Source organism: Corynebacterium amycolatum, assembly GCF_016889425.1.
Taxonomy (GTDB): Bacteria; Actinomycetota; Actinomycetes; order Mycobacteriales; family Mycobacteriaceae; genus Corynebacterium; species Corynebacterium amycolatum.
This window is the reverse complement of record NZ_CP069513.1, coordinates 159,727-181,518: the sequence shown is the minus strand read 5'-3', so window position 1 is coordinate 181,518 and position 21,792 is coordinate 159,727. Positions and strand designations below refer to the sequence as shown.

The following is a 21,792-nucleotide window of genomic DNA, read 5'->3' as shown; positions in this document are numbered from 1 at the left end:
CGGATAGTTTTTTCGCAAAACTACCTTACTGAAAAGCCACCTCCGCTTAGGGTTAGGAACATGAGTTCCGCGCATTAGTGTTACGCCCTTAGAGAAGGTGGCTTTTCCCATGAGTAAACAACGTGATTTCGATGTTGTAATCGTCGGTTCCGGTTTCGGTGGCTCTGTTTCTGCTTTGCGGTTGACCGAAAAAGGCTACCGAGTGGCAGTTCTCGAAGCCGGTCGACGGTTCGAAGATAAAGACTTTGCCAAGACCAGCTGGCGGCTTCATAAGTACCTGTGGGCTCCCAAGCTGGGGCTCTTTGGCGTCCAGCGCGTGCACATGTTGAAAGATGTCATGATTCTCGCTGGTGCTGGAGTCGGCGGTGGTTCCCTTAACTACGCAAACACTCTGTATAAGCCGGGTACCGAGTACTTCCAGCACCGTCAGTGGGGGCACATTACCGACTGGGAGTCAGAACTCACTCCGCACTATGACAATGCATCTCGCATGCTCGGGGTGGTCACCAACCCATCCGACACGCCTGCCGACGTTGTCATGCGTGAGGTAGCCGAAGATATGGGGGTGGGCCATACTTTCCGCTCAACCCCGGTGGGCGTGTTCTTCGGTGCCAAGACTGGTGGTCAGGGTGTGCCAGGGCAAACAGTTTCCGATCCCTACTTTGGTGGCGTTGGACCGGACCGCACTGCTTGTACGGAATGTGGTGAGTGCATGACTGGTTGCCGCCACAATGCAAAGAACACCCTGGTTAAGAACTACCTTTACTTGGCGGAGAAGTTCGGTGCGCAGGTCTTTGACCGCACTACCGTTACTGGCCTGCATCCTCAGGCTGATGGCTCCTGGGTTATTGACACTGAGCGCAGTGGCCGTTGGGTAGCTAAGGGCAAGCAGCAGTTTAGAGCTAAGCGCGTTATTCTCGCCGCCGGTGCCTGGGGAACCCAGAATTTGCTGCACCGGCAGCAGGCCGATGGGTACTTGCCGCTGCTGCCGAAGTCTTTGGGCAAGCTGACCCGCACCAACTCCGAGGCTATCTTGGGCGCGATGGGTACGAAGGTGGACCCGGAAAATGACTTCTCTAACGGTGTAGCTATCACTTCGTCATTCTTCCCGGACGAGGACACCCATATCGAGCCAGTGCGCTACGGCAAGGGGTCTAATGCCATTGCAATGCTGCAGATGATTATGACCGAAGGGGGTCGTGCAACTCCGCGTTGGCTACAGGCTGTGGGGATCGTCGTAAAGCACCCGAACTACCTGACACAACTCCTGAACCTGCGTAAGTGGTCGCAGCGCACCGTGATTTCTTTGGTGATGCAGAATCGCGACAACTCGATTACGACGTACCTGCAAAAGATCGGGCCGGTGCGTTTCCTGATGAGTAAGCAGGGCGAGGGGGAGCCGAACCCGACGTGGATTCCGTCGGGCAACGAAGCTACGCAACGTGCGGCGGACAAGCTCAATGCACGTGGTCGGAATGGTCGTGTGCTGGCTGGTGGCACTATCGGTGAGTTGGCAAACATTCCTTTGACAGCTCACTTCATTGGTGGCGCGACGATTTCGGATTCGCCCGAAAACGGCGTAGTCGACCCGTACCTGCGCGTGTGGGGCTACCCGACGCTCTCGATTCACGACGGCTCGGCGATGGCAGCCAACCCGGGGGTGAACCCGTCACTGTCGATTTCCGCGAATGCGGAGCGTGCAACGTCGCTGTGGCCGAATAAGGGTGAGGAAGATCAGCGTCCGGCGCAGGGTGAGTCCTACGTGCGACTGGAGCCGATTGCTCCGGTGAACCCGGCTGTGCCGGAAGATGCTCCGGCTGCACTGAACCTGGGTATGCCTGCAGTCCGTAAGTCTTGATAAGCTTTAGGGCGTGTCTGAACAGGTGACTAAGCCCGTCCTCGTCGTGGACTTCGGTGCGCAGTATGCACAGCTCATCGCGCGACGTGTGCGCGAGGCAAAAATTTATTCCGAAGTGGTCTCGCATGATGCGACGACCGAAGAAATCAAGGCCAAGAACCCGGCCGCGCTGGTGCTGTCCGGCGGCCCGTCCAGTGCCTACGCCGAAGGTGCCCCGAAGCTCAACCCAGAGTGGCTTGAGCTGGGCATTCCGGTGTTTGGTATTTGCTACGGTTTCCAGGTGATGACTGAGGTGCTCGGCGGCACGATCGCTGCTACCGGTGACCGTGAGTACGGCCGCACGCAGCTAAACGTCGTCGACGGTGGCGGTGTCGCTCACGCTGGTGTGCCGGAGACGCACGAGGTGTGGATGAGCCACGGTGACGCGGTGTCTGAGGCACCGGAGGGCTTCACCGTTACGGCGTCCACCAAGGGTGCTCCGGTAGCCGCTTTCGAGTGCTTGGAAAAGCGCATGGCCGGTGTGCAGTACCACCCGGAGGTCAACCACTCGCCGTATGGTCAGCAGGTTCTGGAGAAGTTCCTGTACGAGATTGCTGGCCTGGAGCCGGACTGGACTGCCGCTAATATCGCGGAAGAGCTGATTGAGCAGGTCCGTAATCAGGTCGGTGAGACCGGTCGCGCAATTTGCGGTCTGTCTGGCGGCGTTGACTCCGCAGTTGCCGCCGCGCTGGTGCAGCGCGCTATTGGTGACCGTCTGACCTGTGTCTTCGTCGATCATGGGCTGCTGCGTCAGGGCGAGCGCGAGCAGGTTGAGAAGGATTTCGTTGCTGCAACTGGCGCGAAGCTGATCACCGTCGACGACTCCAAAGTCTTCCTGGATGCTTTGGCTGGTATCACCGATCCGGAGACCAAGCGTAAGACTATCGGCCGTGAGTTCATCCGATCCTTCGAGCGCGCTGTCGCTCAGGCACTGGAGGGCGCTCCGGAGGGCGAGACCGTGGACTTCCTGGTTCAGGGCACCCTGTACCCGGATGTGGTGGAGTCCGGCGGCGGTTCTGGTACTGCCAACATCAAGAGCCACCACAACGTCGGTGGTCTGCCGGATGACGTTGAGTTCACCCTCGTTGAGCCGCTGCGCCTGCTGTTCAAGGACGAGGTCCGTGCGGTCGGCCGTGAGCTGGGGCTGCCGGAAGAAATCGTTGCTCGTCAGCCGTTCCCGGGTCCGGGGCTCGGTATCCGCATCATCGGCGCTGTCGATGAGGAGCGCCTGGATACCCTCCGCCGTGCCGACGCCATTGCGCGCGAGGAAATGACGGCCGCAGGTATGGATGAGGTTGTCTGGCAGTGCCCGGTCGTCCTGCTTGCCGACGTTCGCTCGGTCGGTGTTCAGGGCGATGGTCGTACTTATGGCCACCCAATTGTGCTGCGCCCGGTTTCCTCTGAGGATGCGATGACCGCTGACTGGACTCGCGTTCCGTACGACACTTTGGAGAAGATTTCCACCCGTATTACCAACGAGGTGCCAGAGGTCAACCGAGTGGTCCTGGATGTGACTTCCAAGCCGCCGGGAACCATTGAGTGGGAGTAAGCCACTAGTTGGCAAGGGCCGTGTCTGTGAGTTGTGCAAACTCGCGGGCACGGTCCTTTTCCGTCAGGGCAGAATTGTTCCTGGTGATGGTGATGCGCTTATCGGCCACGAGCGTGTGGAGGGCTGCGCTCACGGCATCGTCGTCAAGCATGGCGAAGTAAGGCAGCTGGTCGGTGAAGAAGACGTAGTTGTCGCGCAGACGTGCGGTGAAGAGGACCGCGAGGATGCGGGCCTCTGGTGAGTCGGCGGGATAAGGGCAGCGTTGGGAGAAGTCGTCGGGAAGTTGTGCGGCCATCGGGAGGAAGCCGAATTGCCGCGGCAGGATTGCGCAGGTAGCGGTGATGGCGGACAGAACTAGGGTCACTATGCAGGCGATCGGTGTAGAGGAGATTCGTTCGGCGACAGCCGCAATAATCCATGCGCCGGGGAAAATCAGCAGCACGCTTACGCTGGAGGTCCAAGAGATGTCGTTTGGTGACTCACGCATCGGCTCGGCGAAATAGGACGGCCGAGTTTCTTTGGTGGGTGTTTTTGCCTGGCGCACGAAAAGAGTGGCGCCGATGAGAGCCAGTAAAAGCGCTATCATGATCCACCAGCCAATGGAGCCGATGATATGTGCGTTAAGCAGCGCGAGCAGTGTAATCACTGCGGTGATGACGCCAATCACCGTCCCCAGCCGCACGGGATTATTGATAAATTTTGTCGTGCGTTGAGTCGCGTCTGGGTAAGACCCTGAAGAGTGTTGGTATCGGCTGCATTCAGTCATACTTCTTAAGTTTAGTAGCGGTGGAACTATAGATTGTTGAGAGTCGTGTGGCTAGTGTTATGACTATGAGCATTGTAAAAATTAACGCTATTACCGTTCCTGAGGGTGCGGGAGAAGAGCTCGAACGTCGCTTTTCCGCTAACTCTTCGAAAATGACCGATGTCCCGGGGTTTATTGGTTTCCAGCTGCTGCGTCCAACCGCAGGGGAGAGCCGCTACTTCGTCTTCACTGAGTGGGAGAGCGAGGAGGCCTACCAGGGGTGGCGTGAGGGCCGTGCCTTCAAGGCATCGCATGAGGGCGAAAAGCGCAAGCCGGTGTCGTCGTCGGCTGATTTGCTCGAATTCGATGTAGTCCTGGATGTGAAGGCGTAAGCATTACGCAATGTAGTGTTCGGCTGAGGTTAGAGCGTCGCGCGGTGGTGTGCGGCGCTTTTCTTCGCACATTAATACCGAACGTACGTGCTATTTAAGGTAGTGTTTAATCCGCTTGTTGGGAAAGAATATTCGAGCAGGGTTCGTGGTGAGCATGGCAGTGAGTCGACAGAGGGTCGACAGCGGGATGACAACGAAATGAGGTGGAACAAGAAGTGACAACGGCGGTCAATATTGCTGCGGGGCAGTCTAGGGAGCAGACTATTGCGGCATTGCGGCAGGCGATGGCAGCCCAGTCTGGTGGGACTGTAACTGGTGCAACCTTTGGGCTCGGTGAGGCGCTGCCGGTGCCGGTGGCGTTGGAAAATACGTTGGCGGGAGCAGTGCGAAAAGGGGCTGTCAGTGTCATTGAACAGCCCGGTGCGGTATTAGCAGGCCTAATCGCGGAAGTTACGAAGACAGGTCATGTTGCGCTAGTTGGGCTCTCCGAGCAGGGGTTGCTCTCCGTGGTGGAGTTGGGCGGGAAGCTATCGAACATTGTCTGTGTGCCAGATCCTGGAATGCAGCCACTTGAAGTAATTGGGCTGCTGGCGGACGGCGTTGACTTGGTGGTGGCTTCGTTGGCACCCACTCCGCCGCCGTCGCAGGCACGTCCGCTGCAGGCACGACTGCGCACGAGTGGTTGTGCTCTGGTTTTTGTCGGGCAGCAGTGGCCGGGCGCTGAGTCGGAAATTTCCAGCTCTGTTGCTGGTGTTTCCGGGATTGGTACTGGGTATGGCCGGATTCGGGCAGTGGATTACCACGTCAGTGTGTCGGGGACGCGGTTTCCGCGGAGGCAGTGCCGTTGGCGGGTGGGGGAACAGGTGGAACAGAACAATGTGGTCGCCTTTCCCGCACAGAGGAGGTCCTAATGGCAGCGGCGGAATCGAACCGTGTGGTGGCGCTATGGCTTCCTGATTGGCCAGTGCAGGCAGCGCATCTAGCATCTGTGACGTCGCAGGCTAATCCGCTCAGTCCAGTTGCAATTGTGGGTGATAGCGGAGTCGCTGCTTGTTCTCCAAGTGCACGCCGTGCAGGGGTACGGCGCGGGCAAAGTCGTCGTCATGCGGAAGCGTTGTGCCCGGAACTGGAGGTTGTCGAGGAAAGTGCGGTGCGCGACGCTGCGGAATTCGAGTCCGTGCTGCAACGGTTGGAGGCGGTGGCAGCTGGTGTCGAAGCTCTACGGCCAGGCTTGGCGGTTGTGGCAGCGCGAGGGGTAATGCGTTATTACGGCGGACAGGATGTGGCCTTGGAAAAGCTGCTTGATGCCGCTGCAGTACCGGGTGTGGACTGCAGCTTGGGGCTCGCGGACGATATTGTGACAGCTATTTTGGCAGCGCGCCGGGGAGTGCTGGTAGCTCCCGGGGAGGATGAAGGCAAAAGATTTCGGCAGGGAATCTCTCTGGTGGAGCTTAGGGCGGAAAGTGCACTGGAGATGCCCGCAGAGCTTGCGAAGTCGTGGCAGGAACTCGGTCTGCGCACATTGGGAGATGTCGCTGCGTTGCCGAAGCGGGATATAGCCAACAGGTTTGGGGTGCAGGGGGCTAGATGGCATGATTTGGCCTGTCGTGGGGAAGTGCGGTTGGTAGCGCCGCGATCTTTGCCACCAGGATTGGCTGCGAGCTACCAGTCTTGGGAGAGTCCACTCCGGAGAGTGGACGAGGCCTCATTCGTGGCGCGTTTTCTAGCTGGGCAACTGCATGAACAGCTTTTTAACCATGGGTATTCGTGCTACCGCTTAGCGGTGGTGGCGCAGTTTAGTGACGGCTCAGAGGTGCGCAGAGTATGGCGCTGCACTGAGCCACTGGCAGAACAGACTACGGCTGACAGAGTTCGGTGGCAGCTCGATGGCTGGCTGAATAACAGGAATCGGCAGCAGCCACGAGGGAACAGCGACACTGGTGCTGGAGTTGTTGGCTGCGCTGAGGAAAATGACGGAGATGATAGCCGCGGAATCGTAGAGCTGCAGTTAGAGCCACTGGATGTGGTCGCCGCCGGGACTGTAAAGCAGGATTTGTGGCACGGTAGTGATGATGCGCGAGCTAAAGCGCGCCGGGCTGCAGAGCGTGTGCAGGGGTTACTGGGGCCAGAGGCAGTACAGCAACCAATCATGCAAGGCGGGCGTGGCCCAGGCGAAAGAGTGGGATTTGTCGCTTTCGGAGAAAACCCCAAAAACACAAAAACCGCGGAAATTAATCAGCCATGGCCGGGAGCTGTTCTTGCCCCCAATCCGGCAATTATTCCCGCGACTGCGAATGCAGAGGTGGAAGTGCTCGACGCCGATGGGCACACCGTGGGCGTAACTGGGCGAGCGACCATGACGGCGGAACCGTCCCTGGTGCGACATGGAGTAACAACGTATCGCGTGTCATCGTGGGCTGGGCCCTGGCCGATTGATGAGCGCTGGTGGGTACCCGATGAGGCTCGCCGAGCGGCAAGAATACAAATCCGTGCGGTAGCGAATGACGGTACCATCGCCGCCTGGTTGCTCATAGGGCATGCCGGCGCATGGAGAATCGAGGGTGCTTACGCGTAGAGACGCAGTGGAGGAGGAGTGCGTCGGTGTGCAAACCGATTACTTCGATTGGAAGTCAATAACCAGGCGGTTTGGATTGCTCAACGAGAAAACCTTGAACGGGGTCTTATCTCCCTTGAGCCCGACGACATACTGAGTCTGCCCCTCGAAGGTTCCGGCACCGACGACTTCCTTAATAACGGAAGTCGATGTCGGCTTGACCGAGTCAGAGGGGAAGTCCTCCATCTGGAAATCAAAGGGGTAGCCCATGCCCCGCAAGTCGATTACCAGCTTGGCTGTACCGTCGACAGAAATCGGCTTGCCGGAGCCCTGCTGGGTTGGGACATCCTCGTAACGGACGAAGTATCCCGGTGTGCCCTCGCCGGTGAGTTCAAAGACAATGCGGTCATAACCGTCGTGGGAACCGACGCGGACATCTTGAATACCCAAGTAAGCGCCATCGGAAGGAGCAGCTTCTGCAGAGGAGCTATTGAAATCGCCCGCCGGAGCAGCATCGTCATCCATGGTGGTCTGCGCCGCCGCAGACGAGCTAGTGGAGCTGCTAGAGCTGCTCGACAAATCGGAGGTGCCAGCGGTTGAGTCAGTTTTCATAGACAGTGCAGCAGCCGAGTCTGAGGAGGAGTCAGAGGAGCAGGCACCGAGAGCTAGACCCAATGCGAGGCACAGGGATGCCGCGATACGGGTACGAGTGCGCGAAGCATCCAGCGATTTCGTATTCATACGTCCGACGGTATGTGCGCGGTTGCGGAATTTCAACAAGTTGAACTGCAAAAGTCGAGGTCAAAGTTATTTGTTGTCAAAGTGTTGCACAATAGTAATAAAACAGGGGTGAACGCTGCGACCTAAGACCCAATCGCAGAGGTACTCAATTACGCTTAGGCGTATGAGCCAGGCCAAATTTGATACCACCTGTTCCGCTCAGATGGCTGAGCCGCTTCCCGGTACTGCAAAAGCCGGAAAGCTCTTTATTGCGTTGGAGCACCAACTCGGTTGGTCGCACGATATTTTTGACGGCGGGGTATGGGGAGCAGAGATCACCGGTCAGGTAGAAGCCTGGTTATCTGAGCGCGGTGGCGCGTTGCAGCTAATTCGCAAACCAGGCCGAATCGGCCAGCAGCCGTGTGATGGCGTTAACGTCTATATCGCGCATTGCGAGTCAGCGGATGGCTCTGAGGTTTTCCTCGAACATCGCATGGTTGCCGATGTTGAAGACCTGATGACTCTGGATATCCGGCTTGGACAGTCCACCGAGGGGGCCACTCGTCTAGACCATCCACTGTTTCTCATCTGTACGCACGGTAAGCGCGATCGTTGCTGTGCGATTAAAGGTCGCCCGCTCGCTGCGGCGATGCACAACCTCTACCCAGAGGTCGTGTGGGAAACTTCCCACTCTAAGGGGCACCGCTTTGCGCCGGCTAGCGTACTGCTGCCATGGAATTACAGCTTTGGACGTCTGAGTGCGGTGGACGCCAAGGGGGTTATCGAAGACGCTCAGCGGGGCATCGTGCATGCAGGGGGCTGCCGCGGCCGTGGTATCTACACCCCGCAGGGGCAGGCAGCCGAGTTGGCTGCGCGTCGTCAAGCAGATGCGTGGGGCGTAGACGACGTCGCACGCGTTGACGTCGACGGTACGACTGCAGTCGTCGCGCTTTACGACGGCCCCAGCGACCGCGACAAGGTCGTGGAATACGAAGTGGCCCTGGAGAAAATCACCACAGAAGGTGTTGTGTCTTCCTGCGGTGATGCTCCAGGGCCAAAGAAGGGCTGGGCTGCGGTCGAAGTAACCCGCCGCTAGCTAGCGGCTAGCTAATGTGTGCGGCTACCTGCGCATAATCTTCTTGGAGAGCCAGTTGCCGAAAATCTGCGCCAACTGGACGATGAAGATGATGACCAGGGTTGTCACCAGAGTGACGTTCCAGTCGAATGCCTGGTAGCCGTAGGTGATTGCGAAGTTGCCCAGTCCGCCGCCGCCGATGTAGCCGGCCATAGCCGACATGTCGACCACGGCGATGAATGCGAAGGTGTAGCCAAGTACCAGTGGGCCCAGTGCCTCCGGCACGACGACCGTGCGGATGATGCGCCACGGACTTGCGCCCATCGCACGGGCGGCCTCAATCACGCCGGGGTCGATGGACATCAAGTTCTGCTCCACCAGTCGCGCGATGGCGAATGTGGCGGCAATCGACATGACGAACACCGCGGCTTCAGTGCCGATCGTGGTGCCGACCACGTTCTTTGTCAGTGGGCCAATGGCCGTAACCAAGATGATGAACGGGATTGGGCGGACAAAGTTAATCAGGACATTGAGGACCTGGTAGACAAACTTGTTGCGCAACACGCCACCGTCGCGGGTGGTGTAGAGCAGCACGCCGATTGCCAGACCTGCGACACCACCAATCAGCATGGCGACACAGACCATGTAGAGCGTCTGGCCGAATGCCTCGCCCAGCATTGGGCCGAGGCTATCCCAGTTGGTGTCCTTGCCACTCACCGATGGCAGAGAGTTTAAGAGACCGATCATGATGCAAGCTCCTCTACCTGTGTCAGTTCGGAAATGGCAGCAATGGCGGCATCGAAATCAGAGGAATCCGAGGCGGAATCACCTGTCAGCGGAGTCAACCGCAAAGTAAGGCGACCGTAGGACTTCGCTTGCACATTGGCGACTGCACCGTGTGCCACCGAGGCGGCGACACCGTGGGCACTAGTGGCCTGTGCTAGAGCACCGAGGTCAACACCGTCATTGATAGTGATGGTGATCAGGCGAGCCGCTGCGCTCTCGGCAGACTGATTCACCGAATCGCGTTCACGACCAATCGGAACATCGCGCAGCGCGGTGGTGGCGAAGCGGCGGCCAACCTCAGTCTTGGGATTGGCAAAGACCCCGTGGACCGTACCAGTTTCGACGATGTGCCCATTTTCCATGATGGCCATGCGGTCAGCGATACCGCGTACAACCGACATGTCATGGGTAATCAGCACGATAGTGACACCCATTTCGCGATTGATGCGACGCAGCAGATCCAGGACACCAGAAGTAGTTTCCGGGTCGAGTGCCGAGGTGGCTTCGTCGGCAAGCAGGAGCGTCGGTTCGGTGGCGAGCGCACGGGCGATGCCGACACGCTGCTTCTGTCCACCCGAGAGCTGCTCTGGGAAGGACTCCGCCTTGTCGCCGAGACCGACGAACTCCAACAGCTCCTGGGCGCGAGCGCGGCGCTTGGCCTTCGGCATACCGGCCAGTTCCAGCGGATATTCAACGTTGCGAATCGCGTTGCGCGAATGGAAGAGGTTGAAGTGCTGGAAGATCATGCCGATATTGCGGCGCAGGCCCCGTAGCTGGCGCTCGGAGATGCCGACGATGTCGGTGTCGTCCAGCAAAACCTGCCCTGATGTTGGCTTTTCCAGGCCGTTAATCATACGGATGAGCGTTGATTTACCGGCGCCGGAATAACCGATGACGCCGAGGATTTCGCCGGGTTCAACGGTCAGGTTGATGTCGGCGAGCGCGGTGACGTCGCCGAATTGCTTGTTCAGCTCGCGGAATTCGAGCTTCGTTCCCTTGTTGGTCACGAATGAATCAGTGCCCCTTGGTCTGTGTTCCCTGGTGGTGGGCGGTGCTTAAGCGGCAGTGGCCTTAGTTCTGCTCGCGCTGCTGCTTTTCGACGCGGTCCAAAATGTCCTGCAGCTCCTTAGCCGAACGGTCAACCGGAACCGAGGTGCCCTTGGAGTCCTCTGCGACTGCGTCCTGGACCTCCTTGGAGTGCCAGATCTTGGAGAGCTCCGCGTACTTCGGGTCGTCAGCATTTTCAGCCTTGGTGACAAAGACGTTGATGTACGGCTCTGCCTCCGTGGAGTTCGGGTCATCCTGGAAGATGGCGGTGTTCGGGTCGATACCGGCGCGGTCCAGGAAGGAGTTATTAATAATGGCAGGCTTACCCTCGCCGTAAGCGGCCGGGGTCTGAGCAGCATCCACTGGCAGGACCGTGACTGTGGAAGCTTCCTTATCGATGTCGGCCGGGGACGGAGTCAGCAGGTCATCCTGCTTCAGCTTTAGCAGGCCAGCCTGAGCCAGCACGTTAATAGCGCGCCCCTGGTTGGAAGGGTCGTTCGGGATAACGACCTCGGTGCCCTTCTTCAGCTCATCAACTGACTTGTGGTCCTTCCAGAACAGAGCCAGCGGGACAATCTCGCTCGAGCCAATCGGCGTCAGGTCCGACTTAGCGCCGACGTTGTACTCAGCCAGGAACTTGATGTGCTGGAAGAGGTTGACATCGAGCTGGCCCTCATCGAGTGCGCGGTTCGGAGTCTGGTAGTCGGAGAAGTTCTGAACATCCAGATCAATGCCCTGTTCAGAAGCCTTCTGCTCGAAAACGGTCCAGGCCTTCTTGCCGGCATCCGTGGTGCCGATACGAATGGCGTCATCCGAGCCGCCACAGGCAGTAAGGCCGGTTGCGGCGAACGCGACAGTAAGTACACCGGCGGAAAAACGCTTGAGGTTCATCGAGGGGTCTCCTTATTTAATGGGATTTGTTAGCTGAAGTTTTAAGGCAGAACTAGACCAAGCTGTCTTTAATTCTGGGGTTAAGGCTAGCACTTGCCCAGGTGGTGCTGAAAATTCAACTTCAGCCTAAACAGTCGAACGTGGCTGAGATGTGACTTACGGATGCGTCCCGGGGGTGACGTTTAATGCAGATGGCAGTCGAAAATACGTTTGAATTCAGTCCGCGGTGTGGGTTAATGTTCGTGGCATGGAAAACATCTCGGACGGGCAGTCGGAGCGGTCCGGTCGACCACTGAGTTGGTCGCGGATTGAGCGTATTCTATCGGGTAAATTTTCAGGAAAACTACAGCCTAATGGTAGCTTCAACGGCTGGCGGGGGCAGCTGTCAGATTCCATCGTTGGGGCTTTTGAAGCTCCGGAAAGCGGCGCTGGTGGCAGAGGTGGCATGTCATTTACGCCTGCGGATATTAAGGCGGAATTGCACTGTCGTTCGAGTTATTCCTTCCTGCATGGCGCATCGGATCCGGAAGAATTGGTGTCCGAGGCTGTGCGTTTGGGGTTAAACGTGTTGGGGCTGACAGATCGCGATGGTTTCTATGGAATCGCTCGTTTTGCCGAGGCTGCAGCGGAGGCTGGTATTGCCACAATTATCGGCGCGGAGCTGGGGCTTCCGCAGCGGCCCCTCACGGTGCTGGGGCGGGGTCCCGAGGGCTATCGGCGCCTGAGTCACGCGCTGTGTGATGCGCATATGTCTGCGGGGGAGAAGTCCGTCGTCCGCTATCCTCCACTGCCAAAGTTGGGGGAGGCCGCAGGTGGTTTCTGGCAGGTGCTTGCCGACGTTAACTGGCTCGGCGACCTGGAAGAACTTATTGCGGCCTTCGGTGCGGAGAATGTGGCACTCGAACACCGCGTGAGCCCCACCGCGCAGGCGGCCGATGACGCGGAAGCTATTTCAGCCGCAGCTGTGAAGTATGGCCTGCGGGAGGTGGTTTCCTCTGCTGCGACGTCGGCTTCGCCTGCGACAAGCCGGTTGGCGGGGGCTAAACAGGCTCTTGCTGTGAGAGAGGACTTAGACGGGTTCGAGTCACGACTGGAGCCGGCAGGCGGAGCTTGGTTGCGTTCGTGGGAGGAGCTAGCGGCGGCAACACGGTATCTGGGGGCGCAGGTGCTGCAGTCAACACAGGACATTGCAGGTGAGTGTGCTTTTACGCTTGACCTCATTGCGCCTGAGTTGCCTCGCTGGGAAGTGCCAGAGGGCCACGATGAGGACTCCTGGCTGCGGGAAATTACCCGTGCGGGGGCACGGCGGCGGTATGGTCCGGTCGATGGAGCTGGGGACGGCTCCGTGCAAGCGCGGGCGTGGGCGCAGTTAGAACATGAGCTGACTGTGATTCGAGAGCTGGGCTTTCCGGGCTACTTCCTCATCGTGCACGACATCTGTGAGTTCTGTCGCCGGGCGGGAATTCTGGCGCAGGGGCGCGGTTCGGCCGCTAACTCGGTGGTGTGTTTTGCGCTGGGGATCACCAATGTTGACCCCATTAGCGCCGGGCTGTTGTTCGAGAGGTTTTTGTCGCCAGAACGGGATGGTCCGCCGGATATCGATGTAGACATCGAGTCTGGTCGTAGGGAAGAGGTTATCCAATACGTCTATGAAAAGTATGGTCGTGACAATGCTGCGCAGGTGGCCAATGTCATTACCTACCGGCGGCGCGGCGCATTGCGCGATGCGGCGCGGGTGTTGCGATACTCGCCGGGCGTTATCGATGCGTGGGGCAGAGACCGAGAAGCGTGTCCGCCGGAGCCGGTGCGGAAACTGGCAGAGCAGCTTCGTGGGCAGCCTCGTCATTTAGGCATTCACTCTGGCGGAATGGTGATTTGTGATCGGCCGATTGCGGATGTCGTGCCAGTGGAATGGGCACGCATGGAGGGGCGCTCAGTAGTGCAGTGGGATAAGGATGACTGTGCGGCAGCGGGACTGGTGAAGTTCGACCTGCTTGGCCTCGGAATGCTGGAGGCCATCCACCATTGCATTGACTTGGTCTATGAACAGCACGGGCGCCGAGTGAACCTGTGGGAAATAGATGTCGCTGAACCGGAGGTTTACGAGATGTTGGCACGCGCGGACGCGGTGGGCGTGTTTCAGGTGGAATCGCGCGCGCAGCTGGCCACCTTGCCCCGACTGAAGCCGAGGGAGTTCTTTGATCTGGTGGTGGAGGTGGCACTCATTCGCCCAGGCCCCATTCAAGGCGGTAGCGTGCACCCCTACATTCGCCGCCGAAATGGACTCGAACCGGTGACCTATGAGCATCCGGTGTTGGAGAAGTCTCTCGGGAAGACACTGGGCATTCCGCTATTTCAAGAGCAGCTGATGCAAATGGCCGTCGATGCGGCGGGTTTCAGCGGGGCGGAAGCGGACTCGCTGCGCCGCGCTATGGGGTCGAAGCGCTCAGTGGCCAAAATGGAAGCGCTCCATGCCCGTTTTCTGGCTGGGCTGGAGCGCACCAGTGGCATTGATGCGGATATTGGGGAACAACTGTGGAACAAGATAGTGGCCTTTGCCGCCTACGGTTTCCCTGAATCACACGCGCAGTCGTTTGCCTCCTTGGTGTATTTCTCGGCCTGGTTTAAGTACCACTATCCGGCGGAGTTCTGTGTAGCGTTGCTCCGTGCTCAGCCCATGGGGTTTTACTCTCCGCAGTCGTTGATTGCCGATGCCCGCCGGCGCGGTATCGGCTGCGATGGTCCGGATATCGCAGTTTCAGGCGTGGAAGCCAGCGTCATCGATGGTCGTATTCGTTTGGGGCTCGGTGCCATTGCCGGTGTGGGCAATGGCGTGGCGGAACGTATCGTCGCAGCGCGGCCATTTGTCAACGCAGCAGATGTCGCCCGCAGAGCTCGGCTGGGTGTTGGGCACATGGAAGCACTGGCGCGCGCAGGAGCACTTGGGTCGCTGGGGATTGACCGTCGTCAAGCACTGTGGGCGGCGGGCGTGGCGGCGACGGAAAGTGAGGGCATGCTGCCGGGGCTCACGCTTGCTGACGCACCGGCGTTGCCCGGCATGACGGAGTTTGAGCTGGCAGCTGCCGATTTGATGGCAACGGGAGTGACCCCGGGGCAGTACCCGGTAGCTGCGTTGCGGGCAGACCTGCAGGAACGTGGAGTGGTGCCTGCGGCGGAACTGAAAGCAGTGCCCGATGGAACACGAGTAGAAGTGGCGGGAGTCGTGACACATAGGCAACGTCCAGGGACAGCTGGCGGAGTGACATTTTTGGGAATGGAGGACGAAACTGGGCTGGTGAATGTGCTGTGTACACCGGGGCTGTGGAATCGTTTTCGGCCGGTAGCGGTGAATTCGCGGGCGATGGTGGTGCGCGGTATCGCGCAGACAGCCTCTGGTGCGGTGACAATCGTGGCCGATCGTCTGGTGGATATGTCCGAGGCTCTGGGGCGGCCGGTGGTGGCAGGTCGAAGTAGAGATTTTCGCTGACTATTAGAATGGATTGTTATGCGCCAGACCTATGAATCCTCGTTAGCACCGGATGGGAGTGCAATCGCCTTTATTGTCCGCGATAGCGGCTACCCGCGTGCGGTACAGCAGGAGATTACTCCGGAGGGGCTAGGGGAGGAGCGCCCCGTGAAACTGCCGGTGGAAGGCCCGGTTACCAGAGTGCTGCACTCCCCGGATGGAAAGTGGATTGCCTGCGAGGTCTCTCCGTACGGTACGGAGCGACTGCAGACCTGGCTGGTATCCACCGATCCGGAGGTCGATGGTGCCCGCCCCCTGCGCATGGATGCGGATATGCGCGCCACACTGGTGGAATGGGATAACAATCTCCTGGCGATGAACGCGGTCGATGCCCAGGGCATTAACTATGCACGTTTGGTCAACCCGACAAACTCAAAGTATGAGGTCATTGATAGACGCACCGACAGCCAGCTGGTAGCGGCTGAAAGTGGGTTTGGCCTCGTGCGGGTGGGTCCGCGAGGCCACCGGGAGCTACTACTAGTCGGGCCGGGGCAGCAGTGGCAGCCGCTGTTGCCATCCGATCCTGGCTCCACCACGGATGCCGGTGTCTTATTGGCGCATACGGGGCAGGAGAAGCTGACCGCATTCGTGCTCTCAGATCATGGCGCGGAACAGCGTCGCATCCTGCGCCTGGGTATTACTCCCGATAGTGGTATCAGCACCACGGAGCCGCGTACAGCGGAATCGACCGCAGCGGAGATTTTGGATATGAAGATCGGCATCGAAGTCGATGTCGAGGAGTTCATTGGCAATCCGGATCAAGACGTCGAAGAATTCGTCATTAGTGAGGATTCCTCCACTGCGGCTGTGCTGTGGAATAGCGGTGGGGTCAGCACGCTCGAGGTGCTAACCCTTGGCTTTCACCCGCAGACTGACGACATGCGGGTGATGGTGCGCCGCAACGTGGAATTGCCGGGCATGGTTGCGCGCGAGCTGTCAATCTCCGGAGACGGTGAGCTGATCTCCCTGACAGTAGAAGGGCCAGGCCTTGCGCCAACGGTGGAGATTCTGCGCAATATCGGTGGTGTCATTGAGCCATTGGATATGGAACGCACCGAACGGATTTTGGCTCTGGAAGAGAAGAATCTGGAGACCATGCCGGCCCCAGAACTGGTCTACTTTGTTTCCCGCGATGGGCTGGAACTCTCTGGCTGGCTCTACCTTCCAGAGTCGGTGCGCAATAGTTCTAATGACGTTTCCGAAAACGCACTACCGCCGGCTTTCATCCATATCCACGGCGGCCCAGAACTGCAGGCGAAACCCATTCACCACGATGTTCTAGCCAGCATTGTGGAGGCGGGCTTCGTGGTGTTCACACCTAATGTGCGCGGTTCCTCGGGGTCCGGTAGGTCATTCGAGCACGCGGGCGACCGCTATGGACGCTTTGCCGCTATTGCGGATATCGCAGCGGCGCGTGCCTTCCTCGTTGATGCCGGGTTGGCGGACCCAGAACGCATTGCCCTGGGTGGGCGATCCTACGGTGGCTTCATGTCGCTGTTGGCCTCGGCGTGGTACCCGGATCAGTTTGCTGCCATCGTCGATGCCTGCGGAATGACAAGTTTTGAAACCTACTACCAATCCACAGAACCCTGGTTGGCGCAGGCCGCGTTCCCTCGATACGGCTACCCGTACCAGGATGCTGAGCTTCTGCGCGATATCTCGCCACTGCACCGTGCGGAGGAAATGAAGGCTCCAACCCTATTCATCCACGGCGAGTGGGATACCAACGTGCCTCCGCGAGAGTCCGGTCAGATGCGCAACGCCATGGATGCCTATGGTGTGCCCACTGATTTTCTGGTGGTTGAGGGAGAGGGCCATAAGTTCTCGAAGCCGAGGAGCCGAGCGCTCATCGGTGAGACCATCATCGCGTTTTTCGCCGAGTACGGCGTGTGTGATGCGGTGCCCAGCGCGTCAACGGCAGTAGAAACTAACAACGATCAGTAATAGAAGCAGCGGAAAAGAACTGACAGAAGAAATGAATAGCGCCACGACCGAGCCGACGAACGCCGAGCCAACCAACTCCACAGACTGGATTAAGAGCCACACCTGCCACGTGCTTTTTGACCGGCCTGTCATCCCGCCGAACACCGGAAACGCTATCCGCATGTGTGCGGGATCTGGAGCTATGTTGCATCTGGCCAAGCCACTGGGGTTCAACTTCGATGACAAGAATCTGCGTCGCGCCGGGCTGGATTACCATGACCTGGCCGATGTGCGTATTCACGATTCCATCGATCAAGCGTTGGAGACCTTTGCCAGCCAAGGGTGCCGCATCTTTGCCTTTACCGCACACGCTGACACTTGGCACACAGACATTGAGTACACGAACACCGATGTACTGCTCTTTGGCCCGGAGCCAACCGGGTTGGAACAGTCAGTGCTCGATGATTCGCGAATTACGCAATTGATCCGAATTCCCATGTTGCCCGCTCGTCGCAGCATGAATCTTTCCAACGCCGCTGCAGTGGCTGCTTATGAAGTCTGGCGTCAACAGGGCTTTATGGGCGGTAAATAGGGTCAAAGGCGAGGGCGGTTACAGGGCGTTTCTGGGCATTATTCGCTCCTGTGCCTAAGATAAATGCCATGGCAGCGACAAAGCTTGATGGCAAACTCTACCGAGACGAAATCTTTGAAGACCTGGAAAAGCGCGTTGAGCGTTTGAAGGAAGCCGGCTACACCCCGGGGTTGGCCACCGTGTTGGTTGGTGATGATCCAGGCAGCCACTCTTACGTCAAGATGAAGCATCGCGACTGTGAGCAGATTGGTATCGCCTCTATCCGCCGTGATCTCTCAGCTGACACCACGCAGGAAGAACTCGAGGCAGTAATCACCGAGCTGAACGAAAGCCCGGAGTGCACAGGCTACATTGTTCAGTTGCCACTGCCGAAGCACCTGGATGAAAACCGTATTCTGGGCCTCATCGATCCGGAGAAGGACGCCGATGGGCTCCACCCGGTAAACCTGGGCAAGCTGGTTCTCAACGAGCCAGCGCCACTGCCGTGTACCCCAAACGGCTGTATCCACCTGCTGCGACGCTTCGGCGTCGAGCTCAATGGAGCCAAGGTTGTTGTTATCGGCCGCGGTGTCACCGTCGGTCGCCCAATCGGGCTGATGCTCACTCGCCGCAGCGAGAACTCCACCGTGACGCTGTGCCACACCGGCACCAAGGATTTGGCCGCTGAAACCCGTCAGGCTGACGTCATCATCGCAGCCGCTGGTGTCGCTCATATGCTTACGGCAGACATGGTCAAGCCTGGCGCTGCTGTACTCGACGTGGGAGTTTCGCGTGTCGACGGCAAGCTGGCCGGTGACGTTGCTGATGACGTCTGGGACATTGCCGGTTACGTATCCCCGAACCCAGGTGGTGTCGGCCCACTGACTCGCGCTTTCCTCGTACGCAATGTCGTCGAGCGCGCTGAAAAGCTCGCTGGCCTGGCCTAGTCAGCCGGGAGGAAGAAGTCATGTCGAAAAGGGAAATTGCGCAGCGTGCCCGGCGGGAAGATCTGCCGGATCCAATGCTGAACCCGCATAGCCCGAAGACCCCGCCGCCGGGGGCATCGTGGCCAATGTGGGTGCAGTATACGATTTACGGCGCGCTCTTTTTCGGCATGTCCGCCTTCGTCGTGTTCCTGGGGCTGGAGCGTTGGCGACGCGCCACATTCATGCTGGGAAGCACAATGGTGCTGCTCGGTGTGGCTAGGCAGTACCTGCCGGACAGTATTTTAGGTGTGTTCTCTGTACGATCCCGGACCTTTGACCTATGGTTTTGCTCCATAATCGGGATGGGGATCGTATTCCTCGCAGTCAGCGTGGATGCGCTGGGAAGCTAGCTGACATCGCGAGAGAGGAAATTACGCACAATCGAATCCACTCGCTCGAACTCCGTCAAGAATCCGTCGTGACCCACGGCGGATTCAATCTTTTCTAGCCCCATGCAGTTGCCCAGATTGCGGGCGAGGTGCTCCTGCTGGTGGAAGGGGTAGAGAATATCCGTGTCCACACCGGCAATCATGGTCGGAACGGTTGACGAGTGCAGCGCCTCGTTGAGGCCACCGCGATCACGGCCAATATTGTGCCGATTCAAGGTATCGGTGAGCACGACATACGACCCGGCATCGAAACGCTGAGCCAGCTTCTTCGCCTGATGATCCAAGTAGCTTTCTACCTGGAATCGGTCTTCCGTGCGCATCGCGCCCAGCGGATTCTCACCGGGCTGCGCTGCCGCACCAAAGCGGTCATCCATCTCCAGCTCGCCACGGTACGTCAAATGCGCGACCCTGCGTGCAAACCCCAGACCTCGGGTCGGGGTCACACCGCGGTCGTAGTAGTCGCCGCCATGCCAATCGGGATCGGACTCAATGAATTGAATCTGCGCAGACTGAATACCAATCTGCCAAGCAGACGCACGTGCGCCGACACACATCACCAATGCCTTGCCGACGAAATCCGGGTGCATCAGTGACCACTCAAGCGCGCGGGCCCCACCCAAGGAGCCACCAATGACAGCTTGGAGGCGGGAAATTCCCAGTTCTTGCAGCGCAAGGTGCTCCACTGTCACCGTGTCGCGCACGGAGATGGCGGGGAAGCGAGAGCCCCAGGGCTTGCCGTCGTCCGGATGTGGACTGGAGGGGCCAGTTGTACCGCGACAGCCGCCGATGACGTTGGTGCAGATGATGCAGTACTCGTCGGTATCCAGTGCGCGGGCAGAGCCAATCATCCCGTTCCACCAACCCGCAGTCGGGTGGTACTCATCCGAGGGACCGGAAGCGTGGGCGTCGCCGGTTAGAGCGTGCTCGAGGAGGATGACATTCGAGCAGTCGTCGTTAAGCCGGCCCCAGCGTTCGAACTCGACGGTGACGTCGGGGATGACCGCGCCGGCCTCGGTGGTGACATCGCCGATAAAGACACGCCCCGGCTCGCCCTCGGGTGGGAGGGCGGCCGGGGTAGATGGGGAAAAGCTCATGCCTTATAGACTACTTAGTCCGTCATATGTCTGTGTACAAACGGTCTACGCGAGTGCTGCGAAGCCGCCCTCGAGGTCAGCGATGATGTCATCGATGTTCTCGATACCGACGGAGAGACGCACGGTGGCCTGGGAAATGCCGGCGCGAGTCAGACCCTCCTCATCGGACTGGGAGTGAGTGGTGGTGGCCGGGTGGACAACCAATGAGCGGACATCACCGATGTTGGCGACGTTGGAGTGCAGCTTCAGAGCGTCAATGAACTTCCAAGCCTTGGCGGTGTCGGCATCCTTCAAGTCGAAGGAGAGCACGCCGCTGGCGCCGGAGAGACCCAGCTTGGTCAGGGTTTCGTGCCACGGGGAGCTCGGCAGGCCAGCGTAGTTGACCTTGGCGACCAGCGGGTGGTTCTCGAGGAACTCAGCGACAGCCTTGGCGTTTTCATTGTGGCGCTCGATGCGCAGAGACAAGGTGTCGAGGCCCTGAGCCAGAACCCACGCGTTGAACGGAGCCGGAGTAGCACCAGTGTCGCGGAGAATGCCAGCGCGGGCGCGCAGTGCGAAGGCTGGGGCGCCCAGGTCGGCGAACTTCAGGCCGTGGTAAGCCTCGTCGGCCTCGGTGAAGTTCGGGAAGATAGAGCGGCCGTTGCGGGTCTGAGTCCAGTCGAACTTGCCACCATCGACGATGACACCGCCGAGGGAGGAACCGTTACCGGTCAGGAACTTGGTGGTGGAAGAAACCACGATGTCAGCACCGTGCTCGAGCGGGCGCAGCAGGGCAGGGGTCGGAACCGTGTTGTCGACAATCAGCGGAACGTTGTTGCGGTGTGCAACCTCTGCGATAACCGGGATGTCCAGGATGTCGATCTGCGGGTTGGCGATGGATTCACCGTAGAAACCGACGGTGTTGTCCTGAACTGCTGCCTGCCAGGACTCCGGGTCATCCGGGTTCTCGACGAAAGTGCAGTCGATGCCAAGGCGCGGCAGGGTGACCTTGAACAGGGTCTCAGTACCACCGTAGAGGCGCGGCGAAACGACGAAGTGGTCGCCCGCACGAGCCAGAGTGAGAACAGCAGCGGTCTCAGCTGCCTGGCCGGAGGCGAACAGTACGGCTGCGACGCCACCCTCAAGGCTGGCGATGCGCTGCTCGACGGCATCCACAGTCGGGTTGGTCAGGCGGGAGTAAATCGGGCCTGCATCCGAGAGGTTGAAGCGGTTGGCAGCGTGCTCAGCGGAATCGAAGACGTAGGAGGAGGTGTTGTAAATCGGCAGGTTACGCGCGGAGGTCTGTGCGTCCGGAGCGAAGCCGGCGTGAATAGCGCGAGTGGACAGGCCCCAGTTGGCGGCGTTGCTGTTGTCGTACTTGGTGGTCATTTCAGATACTTCCTTGCGGTTTTTGAGGTTGTTCAAAACGTTGCTTACAAACAATAGTGAACCAAGCTGTCTATTGCAAAGTTTTGGAAAAACCCAAGGTAAGAGGGTGTGTGCATCTGTGTCGAGAGTGCGATAGCCCGCTTAGTACGGATTGGTTTGATTAGTCGTGGGGTGTGATTAGTTGGGGGGGCTGGGCATTGGGCGCTGCGGTGTCGAGTGTCGGGTTGAGCCAAGCTGGGGGCTGGATATGGGCGAAAAGTACCGGAGACCGCCGAAGGG

At 59.0% G+C, this 21,792-nt stretch carries 18 protein-coding genes; 11 read left to right on the top strand and 7 right to left on the bottom strand.

Translation table 11 applies throughout. From position 1 onward, the window contains the following. The first annotated feature begins 109 nt into the window (after window positions 1–109). Together I6J19_RS00805 and guaA are read left to right on the top strand one after the other, a co-directional pair. Window positions 110–1,858: an FAD-dependent oxidoreductase gene (locus I6J19_RS00805; RefSeq protein WP_038627751.1), complete on the top strand. Its 1,749-nt coding sequence runs from the start codon at window positions 110–112 to the stop codon at window positions 1,856–1,858. A gap of 13 nt (window positions 1,859–1,871) precedes the next feature. Next, window positions 1,872–3,446 (top strand): glutamine-hydrolyzing GMP synthase, encoded by a 1,575-nt coding sequence (gene guaA, locus I6J19_RS00800; RefSeq protein ID WP_038627753.1) that lies wholly within the window; start codon window positions 1,872–1,874, stop codon window positions 3,444–3,446. Window positions 3,447–3,450: 4 nt separating this feature from the next. Here guaA and I6J19_RS00795 read toward each other — a convergent pair whose 3' ends face one another. Then, window positions 3,451–4,128, bottom strand: a complete 678-nt coding sequence (locus I6J19_RS00795) for a hypothetical protein (protein WP_038627755.1) — start codon at window positions 4,126–4,128, stop codon at window positions 3,451–3,453. 149 nt (window positions 4,129–4,277) lie between these two features. Here I6J19_RS00795 and I6J19_RS00790 point away from each other — a divergent pair, with 149 nt between their 5' ends. From I6J19_RS00790 to I6J19_RS00780, 3 genes are all read left to right on the top strand, one after another. Beyond that, window positions 4,278–4,583, top strand: coding sequence for an antibiotic biosynthesis monooxygenase family protein (locus I6J19_RS00790; RefSeq protein WP_038629377.1), 306 nt, complete (start codon window positions 4,278–4,280; stop codon window positions 4,581–4,583). Window positions 4,584–4,798: 215 nt separating this feature from the next. Then, entirely contained in the window at window positions 4,799–5,494 is a 696-nt protein-coding gene (locus tag I6J19_RS00785; RefSeq protein WP_038629380.1) for a hypothetical protein, read from the top strand. Beyond that, entirely contained in the window at window positions 5,494–7,158 is a 1,665-nt protein-coding gene (locus I6J19_RS00780; protein ID WP_038627756.1) for a Y-family DNA polymerase, read from the top strand. Before I6J19_RS00785 ends, I6J19_RS00780 begins: the two co-directional genes overlap by 1 nt. 39 nt (window positions 7,159–7,197) lie before the next feature. Here the strand turns inward: I6J19_RS00780 and I6J19_RS00775 are convergent, their stop codons facing one another. After that, a complete protein-coding gene (locus I6J19_RS00775; protein WP_038627758.1) occupies window positions 7,198–7,878 on the bottom strand; it encodes an AMIN-like domain-containing (lipo)protein in 681 nt (226 codons plus the stop codon). Window positions 7,879–8,041: 163 nt separating this feature from the next. Here I6J19_RS00775 and I6J19_RS00770 point away from each other — a divergent pair, with 163 nt between their 5' ends. Continuing rightward, entirely contained in the window at window positions 8,042–8,953 is a 912-nt protein-coding gene (locus tag I6J19_RS00770) for a sucrase ferredoxin (protein WP_052155580.1), read from the top strand. A 24-nt stretch (window positions 8,954–8,977) separates the two neighbouring features. Here I6J19_RS00770 and I6J19_RS00765 read toward each other — a convergent pair whose 3' ends face one another. The 3 genes from I6J19_RS00765 to I6J19_RS00755 all read right to left on the bottom strand — a co-directional run bounded on the left by I6J19_RS00765 (window position 8,978) and on the right by I6J19_RS00755 (window position 11,656). Continuing rightward, window positions 8,978–9,610, bottom strand: a complete 633-nt coding sequence (locus tag I6J19_RS00765) for a methionine ABC transporter permease (RefSeq protein WP_224433327.1) — start codon at window positions 9,608–9,610, stop codon at window positions 8,978–8,980. A gap of 65 nt (window positions 9,611–9,675) precedes the next feature. Then, window positions 9,676–10,725, bottom strand: coding sequence for a methionine ABC transporter ATP-binding protein (locus I6J19_RS00760; RefSeq protein ID WP_038627760.1), 1,050 nt, complete (start codon window positions 10,723–10,725; stop codon window positions 9,676–9,678). 64 nt (window positions 10,726–10,789) lie between these two features. Continuing rightward, window positions 10,790–11,656, bottom strand: coding sequence for a MetQ/NlpA family ABC transporter substrate-binding protein (locus I6J19_RS00755; protein WP_038627762.1), 867 nt, complete (start codon window positions 11,654–11,656; stop codon window positions 10,790–10,792). A gap of 247 nt (window positions 11,657–11,903) precedes the next feature. On the opposite strand from I6J19_RS00755, the gene I6J19_RS00750 reads away from it, so the two are divergent. The 5 genes from I6J19_RS00750 to I6J19_RS00730 all read left to right on the top strand — a co-directional run bounded on the left by I6J19_RS00750 (window position 11,904) and on the right by I6J19_RS00730 (window position 19,012). After that, window positions 11,904–15,143 (top strand): error-prone DNA polymerase, encoded by a 3,240-nt coding sequence (locus I6J19_RS00750; RefSeq protein ID WP_038629391.1) that lies wholly within the window; start codon window positions 11,904–11,906, stop codon window positions 15,141–15,143. Between the two features lie 18 nt (window positions 15,144–15,161). Next, window positions 15,162–17,126 carry an alpha/beta hydrolase family protein gene (locus I6J19_RS00745; RefSeq protein WP_038627764.1) on the top strand — a complete coding sequence of 655 codons (1,965 nt, stop codon included), beginning with the start codon at window positions 15,162–15,164 and terminating at the stop codon, window positions 17,124–17,126. A 31-nt stretch (window positions 17,127–17,157) separates the two neighbouring features. Further along, the gene (locus I6J19_RS00740; RefSeq protein ID WP_038627766.1) at window positions 17,158–17,697 is read left to right on the top strand and encodes a tRNA (cytidine(34)-2'-O)-methyltransferase; all 540 of its coding nucleotides are present in this window, start codon (window positions 17,158–17,160) and stop codon (window positions 17,695–17,697) included. Window positions 17,698–17,765: 68 nt separating this feature from the next. Next, a complete protein-coding gene (locus tag I6J19_RS00735; RefSeq protein ID WP_038627768.1) occupies window positions 17,766–18,623 on the top strand; it encodes a bifunctional methylenetetrahydrofolate dehydrogenase/methenyltetrahydrofolate cyclohydrolase in 858 nt (285 codons plus the stop codon). 20 nt (window positions 18,624–18,643) lie between these two features. After that, the gene (locus tag I6J19_RS00730; protein ID WP_038627769.1) at window positions 18,644–19,012 is read left to right on the top strand and encodes a DUF3017 domain-containing protein; all 369 of its coding nucleotides are present in this window, start codon (window positions 18,644–18,646) and stop codon (window positions 19,010–19,012) included. Here I6J19_RS00730 and metX read toward each other — a convergent pair. Both metX and I6J19_RS00720 read right to left on the bottom strand, forming a co-directional pair. Next, complete coding sequence (metX, locus tag I6J19_RS00725) at window positions 19,009–20,145, bottom strand: homoserine O-acetyltransferase MetX (protein WP_038627771.1); 1,137 nt, start codon at window positions 20,143–20,145, stop codon at window positions 19,009–19,011. The genes I6J19_RS00730 and metX overlap by 4 nt on opposite strands. Window positions 20,146–20,190: 45 nt before the next feature. Beyond that, the gene (locus I6J19_RS00720) at window positions 20,191–21,513 is read right to left on the bottom strand and encodes an O-acetylhomoserine/O-acetylserine sulfhydrylase (protein WP_038629393.1); all 1,323 of its coding nucleotides are present in this window, start codon (window positions 21,511–21,513) and stop codon (window positions 20,191–20,193) included. Window positions 21,514–21,792: the final 279 nt, after the last annotated feature.